The organism is Rhodococcus sp. NPDC127527, from assembly GCF_042672245.1.
Taxonomy (GTDB): Bacteria; Actinomycetota; Actinomycetes; order Mycobacteriales; family Mycobacteriaceae; genus Rhodococcus_G.
On record NZ_JBHXVP010000004.1, the window covers coordinates 188,024 to 201,648 of the forward strand.

11 protein-coding genes and 1 pseudogene are annotated in these 13,625 nt (G+C 69.8%); 5 read left to right on the top strand and 7 right to left on the bottom strand.

The annotated features are described in order from the left end of the window. Positions 1–17 precede the first annotated feature (17 nt). Positions 18–1,163 carry an acyl-CoA dehydrogenase family protein gene (locus tag ACFVH2_RS09515; protein WP_378421844.1) on the bottom strand — a complete coding sequence of 382 codons (1,146 nt, stop codon included), beginning with the start codon at positions 1,161–1,163 and terminating at the stop codon, positions 18–20. Between the two features lie 118 nt (positions 1,164–1,281). Between ACFVH2_RS09515 and ACFVH2_RS09520 the strand changes: the two genes are divergently transcribed. The 5 genes from ACFVH2_RS09520 (at position 1,282) to ACFVH2_RS09540 (ending at position 6,874) form a co-directional block, all read left to right on the top strand. Next, complete coding sequence (locus ACFVH2_RS09520) at positions 1,282–1,908, top strand: TetR/AcrR family transcriptional regulator (RefSeq protein WP_378421846.1); 627 nt, start codon at positions 1,282–1,284, stop codon at positions 1,906–1,908. Between the two features lie 80 nt (positions 1,909–1,988). Then, entirely contained in the window at positions 1,989–3,032 is a 1,044-nt protein-coding gene (locus ACFVH2_RS09525) for a tocopherol cyclase family protein (protein ID WP_378421848.1), read from the top strand. Positions 3,033–3,081: 49 nt separating this feature from the next. Continuing rightward, a complete protein-coding gene (locus ACFVH2_RS09530; protein ID WP_378421850.1) occupies positions 3,082–4,038 on the top strand; it encodes a LysR family transcriptional regulator in 957 nt (318 codons plus the stop codon). Positions 4,039–4,557: 519 nt separating this feature from the next. Further along, positions 4,558–5,277, top strand: coding sequence for a hypothetical protein (locus ACFVH2_RS09535; RefSeq protein ID WP_378421852.1), 720 nt, complete (start codon positions 4,558–4,560; stop codon positions 5,275–5,277). Positions 5,278–5,413: 136 nt separating this feature from the next. Beyond that, a complete protein-coding gene (locus ACFVH2_RS09540; protein WP_378421854.1) occupies positions 5,414–6,874 on the top strand; it encodes an Ig-like domain-containing protein in 1,461 nt (486 codons plus the stop codon). A 34-nt stretch (positions 6,875–6,908) separates the two neighbouring features. Here the strand turns inward: ACFVH2_RS09540 and ACFVH2_RS09545 are convergent, their stop codons facing one another. From ACFVH2_RS09545 to ACFVH2_RS09570, 6 genes and pseudogenes are all read right to left on the bottom strand, one after another. Then, the gene (locus ACFVH2_RS09545; RefSeq protein ID WP_378422186.1) at positions 6,909–7,796 is read right to left on the bottom strand and encodes an ABC transporter ATP-binding protein; all 888 of its coding nucleotides are present in this window, start codon (positions 7,794–7,796) and stop codon (positions 6,909–6,911) included. Continuing rightward, positions 7,770–8,564 (bottom strand): annotated as a pseudogene (locus tag ACFVH2_RS09550) (ATP-binding cassette domain-containing protein); the annotation flags it as partial. The pseudogene ACFVH2_RS09550 and the gene ACFVH2_RS09545, both read right to left, overlap by 27 nt. A 21-nt stretch (positions 8,565–8,585) precedes the next feature. Beyond that, positions 8,586–9,464 (bottom strand): ABC transporter permease, encoded by an 879-nt coding sequence (locus ACFVH2_RS09555; RefSeq protein ID WP_378421856.1) that lies wholly within the window; start codon positions 9,462–9,464, stop codon positions 8,586–8,588. Next, a complete protein-coding gene (locus tag ACFVH2_RS09560; RefSeq protein ID WP_378421858.1) occupies positions 9,461–10,420 on the bottom strand; it encodes an ABC transporter permease in 960 nt (319 codons plus the stop codon). The genes ACFVH2_RS09555 and ACFVH2_RS09560 overlap by 4 nt, the downstream gene beginning before the upstream one ends. Positions 10,421–10,446: 26 nt before the next feature. Continuing rightward, on the bottom strand, positions 10,447–12,054 hold the full coding sequence (locus tag ACFVH2_RS09565; RefSeq protein WP_378421861.1) for an ABC transporter substrate-binding protein: 1,608 nt from the start codon (positions 12,052–12,054) through the stop codon (positions 10,447–10,449). Beyond that, a complete protein-coding gene (locus ACFVH2_RS09570; protein WP_378422188.1) occupies positions 12,051–13,301 on the bottom strand; it encodes an ROK family protein in 1,251 nt (416 codons plus the stop codon). The genes ACFVH2_RS09565 and ACFVH2_RS09570 overlap by 4 nt, the downstream gene beginning before the upstream one ends. Positions 13,302–13,625 lie beyond the last annotated feature (324 nt).

A 13,625-nucleotide genomic window follows, 5' to 3' on the forward strand; every position in this document is an offset into this window, starting at 1 on the left:
GACGGGCCGGACGGGGATCAGAGCGCGAGGTCGCGCCCGATGAGTTCCTTCATGATTTCGTTGGAGCCGGCCCAGATCTTCGAGACCCGGGCGTCCATCCAGGCCCGGGCGACGCGGTACTCGCGCATGTAGCCGTAGCCGCCGTGCAGCTGCACGCAGTGGTCGAGCACCTCGTTCTGCACCTGCGCGGACCACCACTTCGCCTTCGCGGCGTCGACCGCGGTGAGCTCGCCGTCGGCGTGCGCGGCCACACCGGCGTCGACGTACGCCTGCGCGACCTCGATCTTGGTGACGAGTTCGGCGAGCAGGAACTTGTTGTGCTGGAACGACCCGATCGCGGTGCCGAAGGCCTTGCGCTCCTTGGCGTAGTCGACGGTCTCGAGCAGGATCTGCTTGGCGTGCGCCACGTTCGACACCGCCGCCCCGATGCGCTCCTGGGGCAGACGCTCCATCATCGCGACGAAGCCGCGGTCGACCTCGCCGAGGATCGCATCGGCAGGAAGCCGGACCGCGTCGAAGAACAGCTCGGCGGTGTCGGCCTCCGGCTGACCGACCTTGTCCAGCTTGCGGCCCCGCTCGAACCCCGGCAGCGAGGCGTCGACGAGGAACAGGCTGATGCCCTTGGAGCGCTGCTCCGGGTTGGTGCGGGCCGCCACCACGACGACGTCGGCGGTGTAGCCGTTGGTGATGAAGGTCTTGGAGCCGCTCAGAATCCAGTCGGACCCGTCGCGCACCGCGGTGGTCTTCAGGTTCGCCAGATCGGAGCCCGCGGACGGTTCGGTCATGCCGATCGCGGAGACCGCCTCGCCGGACGCGAACCGCGGCAGCCACTGCCGCTTCTGTTCCTCGGAGGCGAGGTCGACGACGTACGGGGTGACCACGTCGAAGTGGATGCTCAGGCTCGACGCCAGCGCCATCGTCACGGCGGCGAGTTCCTCGATCGCGACGGCGTTGAACCGGTAGTCGCCCGCGGCCGCGCCGCCGTACTCCTCCGGGATCTCCAGGCCGAGCAGTCCCTGCTCGCCCGCCGCCCGCCACACCTCGCGGGCGATGAGCTTCCGGTCGGCGAACTCCTCGACCCGCGGGGCCACGTCCCGCGCGAGGAAGTCGTGGAGCGACTTGCGGAACTGCTCGTGATCGTCGGTGTAGACGGACCTGTCCACCTGGTGTCCTTCCGGCATGTGGTCAACGGCTAAGCGCTCGCTTAGTCTGGGGTGACGATGTGAGAAAGTCAATGCCTGTGCGGCGACGATCGATCGCTCGGCGACGGAGGTGGGACCGATGGCAGCAGCAGCGGGCGGGCCGAAGGGCGGCACCGGTGGCGCCGACCGCGGGAAGATCGAGGCGGAGCAGCGGCTGCTCGACTCCGCCCGCGACGCCTTCGCCGCGAAGGGCTACCACGGCACCTCCACCCGGGAGATCGCCGCGGGCGCCGGGATGAGTCCGGCAGCCATGTACATCCACTTCAACTCCAAGCAGGACGTGCTGCTGCGGCTGAGCATCGCCGGGCACGCGTCCGCGCTCGCCGCGCTCGAACCGGGCGCCGCGACGGGCGGTACGGCAACGAAACGCCTGCGTGCGGCGGTGTACTCCTTCGCGTACTGGCATGCCGAGAACCACACCACCGGCCGCATCGTCCAGTACGAGCGCAGCGCACTGACCGAGGAGAACCGCGCCCAGGTGGCAAGCCTGCGGAGGGAGATCGTCCAGGTGATGCGCGCGATCATCGCGGAAGGGGCCCGGACAGGCGAGTTCGCCGTCGACAGCGTGGACACGACGACACTGTCCGTGCTGTCCCTGTGCATCGACACCGTCCGCTGGTTCCCCTCCCGAGAGCTGCATACCGCGGAGGCCGTGGGTACGGCGTATGCCGGTCTCGCCGAACGGATGGTCAAGTCGATCGGGTGATTGGAGCTCGAGAAAAAGCGATCGCTTAGCCACGCGACGATTGCGGCGATGGCATGGACGGCACGGGTTACGGTGGGCGAATGTCGCGTCTGCTGGACGCCTACCGCCGTACCGGGGCCGATCTCCCGTTCGGCGATCCGCGGTGCGCGCACGGGGTCGCCATGGAGGGCTACTTCTGGCGACTGACCCATCCGGAGTCGGGTCGCGTGGTGATCGCACTGTGCGGGGTCAACCGGGCCGCCGACGGCACCTGGGCGACCCTCGGCCTGGCCGGGCACCCGAACGGCTTCCTGCGGACCGTCGCGCATCCCGCCGCGGCCGCCGACCCCGACCGGCTCGGCGCCGTCGCCGGGGAGTCGTTCCGCGGCGAGCCCGGCCGACTGCGGGTGGACCTGGGTCCGGACGCCCGGCTCGACGTGCGGATCGCGAATCCGACACCCTGGCCGCGCCGGACGTTCGGCGGTTCCGGTGTGCTCCAGTCGATTCCGGGACTCAACCAGTACTGGCATCCATGGCTGCTCGGCGGCCGGGTCGAGGGCAGCGCCGTGCTCGGCGACGAGCGGTGGGACCTGACCGGGGCCCAGGTGTACGCCGAGAAGAACTGGGGCCGAGCGGGATTCCCCGAATCCTGGTGGTGGGGGCAGGCCCAGGGGTTCGCCGAGCCGGCGGCATGTGTGGCCTTCGGTGGTGCCGAGGTCCGGGCCGGAGCGCTGCACACCGACGTCACCATGGTGGTGGTGCGACTGCCGGACGGCCGGTTGGTGCGCCTCGGTGACCCGGTGATCTCCCCGGTCCGCACCGCCGTCACCGACGAGCACTGGACGTTGCGCGGACGCGGGCGCCGCTGGAGCGTCGAGATCGACGGGTACGGCGCGATCGACGCCGCGCACGTGCTGCCGGTGCCACTGCCCGCCGAGCGGCGCAACGTCCCCGGCGCACTCGAGCATCTCGGCGCGCAAATGTCGGTCACGGTGCGCCGAGGCGGGCGCGAGGTCTGGTCCGGGCAGTCCGACCTCGCCGCGCTCGAACACGGCGGCCTGAAGCTGGCCCGGGCCGAGGCCGACCGGCGGGGTGCGGGGCCCGATGCAGCCGACGCCCCACCCCTACCGCCCTGGCCGCAGTGATCGCCGCGGACCCCCGCCTCGCGGCCCTCGATCGACATACACTCGCGCCATGGAGCTCCACACGCGTCAGCTGCGGTACTTCGTCGCGGTCGCCGAGGAGTTGAGCTTCACCCGCGCCGCACGGCGTCTGCACATCGCGCAGCAGGCCCTCAGTGCTCAGATCAAGCAGCTGGAACAGACCCTCGACGTGGTGCTGCTGATCCGAACCACGCGCAGCGTCACCCTGACCGCGGCCGGTGCCGCGTTCCTCGAGGACACGAGCGCCCTGCTGACGGCCCTCGACGAGGCTGCCGAACGCGCCCGGTCGATGCAGCGCAGCGAGCACGAGCGCCTGGTGCTGGGGTTCCTGGAGGGTGCGGCCCTGATCCTGACCGAGCCGATCCTGTCCGCTTTCCGCGATCGCCACCCGGGAGTGACGGTGGAGATGCGCCAGTTCAACTACGACGATCCGTCGGTCGGGCTGACGGACCGATCGGTGGATGTGGCGTTCGCGCGCCGTCCGCTCGCGACGGAGGGCGTCGAGTTCGAGCGCCTGTTCGCCGAGCCTCGGGTGGTGATGCTCCGCGCCGACCATCCCCTTGCGGATCGCGCCTCGGTCGGTGTGGCCGAGCTGATCCGGGAGCCGATCCTCGGGGCCGCGTGCACCGACCCGGTGTGGAATGCGTTCTGGGAGCTCGACGAGCATCGCGGGGAGGCCCCGGCCCGGGTGGTGTCCCGCTCCACGACCCTGCTGGAGGAGTACCAAAAGGTGGCGGCCGGCGTCGGCATCGTGGTGACGGCCGCGTGCGCCCGCTGGATCCACTACCCCGGCGTGAAGCTGGTCCCGATCGCCGACGCCGAGCCGACCGAGGTCACGGTGGCGTGGCAGCACGACAACGACTCGGCGCTGGTGCGATCGTTCGTCGACACCGCCCGGCGAGTGCGCGACGCGCGGCCGGACCTGGTCACGAAACTGCAGGAACCGGACCTCGACGAACGCACGATGCCGACGCTGATCCCGTACTGACAACGGAATGTTGTCAATCCATCCGGAAACGCGTGTTTCCGTTCCGACCCGCCCGGCCCTAGTGTTTGCGTCGTCGGCTGCGCGGAGCGGACGAACCGCCCCAAGGAACGCACCGGCCCCATTCGACCGACGGAGATTCACCCCCCGGGCACGAATACGCGTCAACGGTCGAGGACCGGACACGGAATTACAATTCCGCACCGGGGTCCGTGCGCGTGCCCGAGATCTGCCGATCAAGCATGCCTTTGAACTGGGGATACCCCCAAATATCCCGGATATTCCGAATTCCGAATCAACGGCACTCTAATGAATTACATTGAATACGTTACATTGCGTAACGGCACCGAAGAATGCGGTCCCGCGGTTCTCGCACTTCGCGCCCGCCGGTCGGATTTCCGTGATAGGAATTACCCGCCCAGGGGAACTTCATCTCTCCGTGGACATATTTCCCTGGCACGAATCGAGCACACGGTCACCACTTCCGCGTGACCGCACCCAGCCAGAAGTGAGGGAACACGCATGCCTTCGAAATCGGTCCGTCGCCTCGCAGCGCTCGCGGCGGTGTCCGTCCTTCCAGCGGGACTGCTGGTGACCGGCCTCGGAACGGGCGTCGCGAACGCCGCCGGCCCGGTCTGCAACCAGTCCAGCCACACCACCAAGAACGATGCCAGCACGGTATGGGTGACCCACACCTACGCCAAGAGCGTCACAGTCAAGGAGGCCGCCGCCGGCACCAACGTGACCTACAAGATCGAGGTCGGGACCACGGGTATCGGTAACCCCTACGTCAACACCATCCGCGATTACGCCCCGGCAGGCTTCGGCAAACCCATCTCGGCGAAGGTCACCTCGTACCACTTCCTCCAGGGTCAGCAGACCGAGGACGTCGCCCCGGTGCCGACCGACGACGGCGGCTGGCGGGTCAGCAGCACGGGATGGTTCGTCAACTCGGGCAACTCGGTGACCGCCGAGTTCACCTACAAGGTCCCGAACGGGGCGGCGACCGGAGTGGCGATCACCAGCGGCGGCATCGACGTCAGCGGCACCGTCGGCGTCGGGATCCGGCGGGAGAACCTCAACGCCTGCTTCACCGTGCGCGACAAGAACCCGGGCGAGATCGCGCTGGGCAGCACGGACGCCGCCGGCCTCGGCTCCGCCGAAGGCCAGCTGAGCTCCACCGGCTCGGTCAGCGACGTCCTCGGCGACACCATCACCCGAGTCATCAAGAACGGCAGCTAGCCCCATCGTCCGGTCGACATCACGGACGGCCGGACCTGTGTGCTCGGCGCCGCGACCGCCGGGCGCCGAGCACACGCCCCCACCGAACGCGGCGACCTCGACGTCGGGGTCGCATCACGACGACCGAAGGAAGACCATGACACGACGATCGACGACACGCGGCGTGGCCGCCGGTGCGGCAACCACGCTCGCGGTCGGCGCGCTCGCCCTCCTCGGCGCCGGCACCGCCGGCGCCGCCCCCGGATCGATCACCTGGGACGACGGCAGCTCCCGGTTCACCCGCACCGTCAGCAACACAACCCCCGCCGAGGGCGACACCGTCACGGTCACAACGAAATTCGACCGAACCAGCTGGGTCGACGAATTCATCTACAACGTCAAGGACCGGCACCCGTCCTGCCTGACCTACGTCCCCGGCTCGGCCAAGATGGACAATTCCCCGGCCAACCCCGAGGTCAACGCCGACGAGGGCAACGGCACCGGCTACGTCCGCGCCTCCTGGGGCGTCACCTCCTGGGTCGTCCAGAACCGCCCGGGCTTCCACTCGTCTCCGACGTTCAGCGTCGACTACAAGGTCGGCTCGAACTGCCCCCGCGGCACCGCGCTCGCCACCGGCATGGACTACGGCGGATCCCTCGGCAGCGGCAACTACGGCACCAAGGGCCCCGCCATCACGATGGCCAAGAACTCCTCCACCACCACGCTCGCGCCGGTGCCCAGCGCTCGTGTCGGCCAGCCGACCACGCTGACCGCCACGGTCACCGGCGGCGCACCAGGCAACCCCGTCGAGTTCTACGACGCCACCACCAAGATCGGTCAGGGCTCACTCGACGCTACCGGCACGGCGACGCTCGCCTGGACTCCCGCGGTCAAGGGCGGCCACACCCTCTCCGCTCGATTCCCGGACACCGCCTACGCCAACGGATCCCAGTCCGCAGCGCTGACGATTCAGGTATCCGAGCAGAACGCCAACTCCACCGTCACCCTCGCCCCGGTCACCGGCGCGCAGGTCGGCCGCGCCGCCACGATCACTGCCACCGTGAATCCCACGGCGGCGGGTGGCACGATCGAACTCCTCGACGGTAGCGCCTCCCTCGCCACCATCCCCGTCCCGGCCGACGGCAGGGCGATCTACCAGTGGATCCCCGCCACCGCAGGCAGCCACACCCTCCACGCCACCTTCTCCGGGCGTGACGGCGTCGCGGGATCCACCACCACCCAACAGGTCAGCGTCGCCGATGCCCCGGCACAGTCGACCAACTCGACCACGACGCTGAGCCCGGTCAGCGGAGCCACCGTCGGCAAGGCCACGACGCTGACGGCGAAGGTCAACCCCGCCGACGCGGGCGGCACCGTCACCTTCAAGAACGGCAACACCGTCGTCGGCACCGCCCAGGTCGGGGCCGACGGCACCGCCACCACCCAGTGGACCCCGGCAGCCGCGGGCCAGAGCACCGTCACCGCCGAGTACTCCGGAAACGGCAACGTCAACGCCTCCTCGGACCAGGCCTCGGTGATCGTCGCCCCCGACGGCGGCAACGGCAACGGCGCGGGGAGCCTCGACTCGTTGCTGGGCGGCTTCGGCTCCAGCAAGTAGTCGAGGGCACACCCGGGGACTGATCCGCCGCGCGTCAGCCGACCGCGGCCAACCGCGCGGCGGATCGGTCGTCGCGCCGCGCCCGCTGATCCATAGGGTGCGGCACCGGCACCGCCTCCAGCAGGGCACGCGTGTAGTCGTCACGCGGGTCACCGAACACCGCTGGGGTGGAGCCGATCTCGACCATTTCCCCACGCCTGAGCACCGCAACCCGGTCGGACACCTGACTCACCACCGCCAGGTCGTGACTGATGAACAGGCAGGCGAAGCGGTACTCGGCCCGCAGGTCCGCGAAGAGTTCGAGCACCTCCGCCTGCACCGACACGTCCAGGGCGCTGGTCGGCTCGTCGGCGACCAGCAGCCGCGGCGACAACGCCAACGCCCGCGCCAGGGCGACCCGCTGCCGCTGTCCGCCCGACAGCTCGCCCGGCAGGCGGGTGGCGAACGAGCGTGGCAGCCGGACTGATTCGAGCAGCGCGGTCACCCGGGCGTGGAGCAGCGCGCCCGAGGCGGCCCGATGCACTCGCAGCGGCTCCCCGACGCTGTCCCCGATCGACCATCGCGGATCGAGCGAGGCTGCCGGATCCTGGTGCACCAACGCGACCCCACGGCGCACGGCGCGCAGTTCGCGCCCCGACAGCGACCGCAGGTCGACGCCGTCGAGCAGCACCTGCCCGCGGCTCGCCCGCACCGCCCCGAGCACCGTCCGGCCGAGAGTCGTCTTGCCCGAACCCGACTCCCCCACCACACCGAGCACCTCCCCGGCCGCGACGTCCAGCGTCACCGCGCGCAGCGCGTGGAACCGCTCGCCGCCACGACTCGCCGGGTACACCACGTCGAGATCTCGGACGGCCAGTACCGGTTCCGGTCGCGGCTCGTCGCGAGACGGGCCGCCGTCCGCGTCCTCCCGGATACGCGGCACCGCCGCCAACAACTCGGCGGTGTACTTCTCCCTCGGCCGGGTGAACAGCTCCACCACTCCGCGGGTCTCGACCAGTTGTCCGCGGTGCAGCACGGCAACGCGGTCGGCCACGTCCGCCACCACCCCCATGTTGTGGGTGATGAGCAGGATCGCCGTGCCCCGCGTCTCGCGCAGCGACCGCAGCAGGTCCAGGATCTCGGCCTGCACCGTCACGTCGAGCGCGGTGGTCGGCTCGTCCGCGATCAGCAGGTCGGGCTCTCCGGACAGCGCGAGCGCGATCACCACCCGCTGCTTCTGCCCGCCGGACAGCTGGTGCGGGAACCAGTCCACCCGAACCTCGGGATCGGGAATCTCCACCAGCCGCAACAGCTCCACCGCCCGTGCCCTGGCCTGCGCCCGAGTGACGCGGCCGTGGGCGCGCAGCGCCTGCGCGATCTGCCAGCCGATCGTCCGGACCGGGTTCAGCGCTGTCTGAGGTTCCTGGAACACCATCGCCGCCCGGGTGCCGCGCAACGGGGCGAGCGTGTCCTCGCCGGCGCCGATCACCTCGTCCCCGCCGAGCCTGACCGAACCGCTCGCGGTGGCAGGCTCCGGCAGCAGTCCGAGCACCGCCTTGGCGGTCATCGACTTTCCGGAGCCGGATTCGCCTACCAGCGCGAGGATCTCGCCACGGTGCACGGTCAGGCTCAGCCCGTCGACGACCGGGACGGCGTCGTCCCCGAAACGGATGGTGAGGTTGTCGATGGCGAGGATGGTCGTGTCGGCCATCGTCTTCTCCTCTCAGAGGGGTCAGGCCCGGCGCGCCGAACCGAGCGCCTGGGCGACGAGCAGGAACCCGAGCACCAGGACCGCGACGACCACGAGTGGACCGATCGCGAAGGCCGGGTTGGCGTCGAGATTGGGGACTGCGTCGGAGATGATCGAACCCAACGAGGGATCCGGGGGCCGGACGCCGATGCCGACGAAACTCATTCCGGACTCCACGAACACCGCGATCGAAAGCGACAGCGCGATCTGAACGGCCAAGGGTTCGAGTGTGTTCGGCAGGACGTGCCTGCGCAGCACCCACCATCGACTCGCCCCGATCACCTCCGCCGACTCGACGAACGGCTGCTCCCGGATGCGCAACACCTGGGTGCGGATGGTTCGGCCGAAGATCGGCACCTCCGCGACCACGATCACCACGACCACCGTCGCCGCGCCGGGCCCGATGATCGCGGCCAGCGCGATGGCGAGGATCAACGCGGGGAAGGCGAGTACGACGTCGAACAGCCGTTGGGCCAGCACGTCGCTCACGGGATGCAGGGTGGACACCAGGCCAAGCAGCGATCCGATCAACGCGCCCACCGGCACCGCCACGAGGATGATCTCGAGGTTGACCGTGATGCCGTGCAGCACCCGGGAGTAGACGTCACGGTTGACCTGGTCGGTGCCGAGCCAGTGCTGTGCACTGGGGCCGAGCAGGTTGGCACCCACGATCTGGTCGTTCGGCCCGAACGGTGCCAGCCAGTGCGCCAGCAGGCCGGCGGCGGCCACCGCGACCACCAGCACCACCCCGACCAGCCCCTGCCCGCGGGTGAGCGCGGCGAGCGGCCCTCGGCGGCGCGGCGCCGGTGCGGGCAACGCCCGCTTCGCGACCGCCGGATCGTCGATCTCGGTGACGCTCACGAGCTACCTCCGATGCGGATCCGCGGATCCAGGTATGCGTGCACCACGTCCGTCACGAGCTGCACGAACACGAACACGGTGACGGAGATCAGCAGCAGCACCTGCACCACCGGGTAGTCGCGTCGGCTGATGCCCTGCTCGATCAGCTGCCCGATGCCGGGCCAGGCGAAGATCGCCTCCACCAGAACCGCACCGCCCAGCAGCTGACCGGTCTGCAGGCCGAGCACGGTCAGCATGGTCGGGAGCGCGTTGCGAAGTGCGCTGCCGCTGACCAGGTTCCATCGAGACACTCCGAGCGCCCGTGCGGTGAGGACGTAGGGCTGACGCATCTCGGTGCGCAGTGACTCGGTGAGAAACCGGGTCAGCGCAGCGGCCACCGGCAAGCCGAGGCACACCGCAGGCAGCAGCAGGTACTGCATCGAGATGTCGGGCCGGGCCAGGAACCCGCCGGGCGGAATGCCACCGGCGGGCAGCACCGGCACCAACACCGCGAACACCAGCACCAGCAGCACGCCGCTGACGAACGGCGGCAACGCGACCGCGACCGTGTTGAAGCCGGCCACGAAGCCGGTCAGCCACCGTTTCGGCCACACCACCACCGCCACGCCGAGTAGCAGGGCGACCACCAGTGCCAGCACCAGCGCGGTCGCCGCGAGCACCACGGTGTTGACGAGTCCGGCGAGCACCAGGTCGGAGATCTGGCCGCCGATCACGTACGACCGCCCCAGGTCGAAGGTGGCCACCGAGCCGAGCCACGCCACGTACTGGGCGGGAATCGACCGGTCGAGACCGAGCGAATGCCTTATCGCGGCAACGGCTTCCGGCGACGCATCGGGTCCGGCCAGGCTGGTCGCCGGGTCGCCGGGCACCAGCCGCAGCACGAAGAAGATCAGCAGCGAGGCCAGCAGCAGAACGGCGAGCGCCGACGGCAGCCGGCGCGCGAGGTATCGCACCATCGTGTTGACTCCTCTCGCGTCGGCCGTCAGGCCAGATAGGCGTCCGTGTAGACGATTTCCGAGCGTTTGGTCCAGTCGATGCCGTGTACCTTCTGGGCCGCGGCGAGCTGGTTGAGCACCACCCCGATCTCCACCAGGAACAGTCCGTCCAGCAGCTGGTCGCTCACCGCCCCGTACTTGGCCTTGGCGTCGGCGCCGGTACCGTCGACCACCTGCCAGGCCTCGTCGGCGGCGGCGACGTAGGCCGGGCTCTCGTAGTGCGAGGCATTCTTGAGCGCGTTGAACGGGTACGCGCTCACGGTGAGCGTCGAGGGCACGTACTGGGCCCACGAGTGGAACGTCGTCCACAGGCCCGGAATCGTCCCACCGATGAGCTGTTTGACGAACGCCGCACCCTCCTGGGGGTCGAGGCGGACGGGGATGCCGACCTCCGCCAGGTTCGCCTGCACGATCTGCGCGGTGGCCTCGTAGAAGGGGTTGCCGGCCTGGTAGGTCAGCGGCAGCTCCGGCACCGGCGTCCCGTACTCGACGAGCACGGCCTTCGCCTTGGCCACGTCCCGGGCGTACGTCCCGTTCTTGGCCTCGTCGTAGGCGGGCGAGGTCTTGGGCCACGGCAGGTTCACCGGGTAGCCCGAACCACGGAACACCTCGGCGATGACACGGTCGCGATCCACCGCGTACGCGACCGCCCTGCGCACCCGCACGTCGGCGAGGGCCGGGTGCGTGACGTTGGCGCCCACGTACACCTGAAGCTCCGCGCCCTCGAGCGAGACGGACTGAAATCCGTTCGTCTTGCCGAGTGTTTCGTTGTCGCGATAGTTCAGTCCGGACGCCACCGCCACCTGGCCCGACTTCAGCGAGCTGAGCAGCGCCTGGGAGTCCGGGATGATCGCGACCTCGACTCGGTCCAGGAACGGCCGGTCCGGGATCCAGTAGTGCTCGTTGCGCTCGAAGACCAGCGCGGTGTTCGGTGTGCGCGAGACCAGCTTGAACGGCCCGGTCCCGACGAACGCCTCTCCCGCCGACAATTTGTCGATGGACTCGCGGTCGAGAATCGGCACCGTGTCGAGCAGGTCGAAGATGTTCCCCAGCGGATGCGCGAACGTCAGTCCGAGCCGGTGCGGATCGCTCGTGTCGAACGCGGTGATCGCGGCTGCGGTACTGCGCAACTGCGCCGTCCACTTCGGGTCCGCGTACGTGCGGATCGAGAACTCCGCGTCCGTGGACGTGAACGGCCGCCCGCTGTGGAAGGTGACGTCGTCGCGAAGATCCAGCGTCAACGACAGCCCGTCGGCGGCGAGTCGCCACGACTTGGCCAGTCGCGGACCGGGTTCGACCTTGTCGTGTGGGTACCGGACCAGGCTGTCGTAGGCGAGGCCGATCACGGTGGTCGAGCCGGCGGTGTTGGTGAGGAAGGTCGACGGGATCACGTCGGCGGTGATGCCGGTCTGGAGGGTGCCGCCGCGGACGGGGGTGCCGGCAGCACCGGTCCCGGCACCCGCCTTCTGCTCGCCGACTGCCGAGGAGCACGCTCCCAGCAGTCCGGTACCGAGGATCGCGGCGGCCGTCAGACCCGCACCGCGGAAGAACGTGCGTCGGTCGAGGGCGGAGAATGTGGTCGTCGTGGAACTCACTGGGGGAAGGTCCTTCGCATGGAGGTGAGCGGATCGGCGTAGAGGGCACTGAGCGAGACGACACCAGCGGCGAACTCCTGCACCCGGTTTCCGAAACCGGTGATTCGGATGTCCTTGCGGGCCAGGCTCGACGTGTGCGCGAACGCCTCCGCGACGTGCGGGATTCCGGCCGGGTACTCGGTGAACGCCTGCCCACCGAGGATCACCCGATCCGGGTTGAAGAGGTCGCGCAGCATCGCGACGGTGCGACCGAGCACCCGGGCTCGCTCGACCAGAAGTTCGTGTGCCGGAATCGATCCCGCCGATGCGGCGCGGTACACGGCCGCGATGGCGGGCCGCTCGTCCGTGTCGGTCAGGATGCCGGCGTCGCGGGCCGCGGCGATCGTGGCCCGGTCACTGACCGTGGCCTCGAGGCAGCCGCGCGCTCCGCAGGAGCACAGTGCCGAGGAACCGGTCGGCAGGTGCACGATCGAGCCCGGGCCGCTGGCCGGGGTGTGCACGCGACCGTCGATGGTGACCGCCACCCCCGCGGTCTCCCGGGCGTAGAAGTAGAGGCTGGTGCCGGCCGCCGGGGTGTCGCCGGGACGCTGCGGTGCGAGCAGCAACTCGGAGGCGGCCATCGCCTCCACGTGCGCGGCGACGGACACCGGCAGGCCGAGACCCTCGCCGACAACGGCGCCGACCGGGGCGTCGGTCCACCCGAGACGTGGGTGGTCGACCCTGCCCGTCGTCGCGTCGACCCGGCCGCCGAGTGCCACGCCCACCCACAACGGCTTGCGCTTGTGCCAGCGGGAGACGAACATCCTTGCACTGCGGGTTATCTGGGCCAACGCAGCCTGCTGCGGCCCGGCCGGAGTGGCGATCTCCACGGCGCCGAGAACCTTGCCACGGATGTCGCTCGCGACGATGCCGGTGACGACCGCACCGATGTGAACGCCGATGGTGAGGTACGGCTCGTGGTTGGCCTCGAAGGGGACCCGGGGCCTGCCCACCGCACCCGACGCGGTGAGGTCACCGCGCTCGCGCAGCAGCCCCTCCGCCAGGAGGGCGGCGACCTGACGGTTCACCGTGGCGGTGGACAGGCCGGTGGCCTTGGCCGCGGCGTCCCGGGCGATCGGGCCGCGCGAGCATGCGACCCGGAAGACGGCCGCGGACGGCGAGTCGCCGACCCGCAGTTCCGGGGGAACGATCTGGACACGTTGTGCGGTACGGGGGGTGGGCCGGGCGAGCACGGCCGCGGACGACAGAGTTGAGGTGAGCACGCGAATTCCTTGCACTTCGTCCCTGGCGGGACAGACCTACACGGTGTGGGAGAGCGCTGCCGTCGAACGGGACACCGACGTATCGCCGGCGACGCTCTTCAGAGCGGCCGGAAACGGGAGTCGACGTGCGAGAACGGGCGGCGCGGACTAGCTACAGATACCGCGAGGGGAACAACACAGTTCCCGTGCCAGGGGCAGGCGAGAACCCAGTGCGGCGGTCACATAGGTGACCCGCAACGGGGACGGCCGGCCGGAGTTCATGGCGCCAAGTTAGCACCCCGTCGAATTCCCCTCCAACCGAGGGGAAAT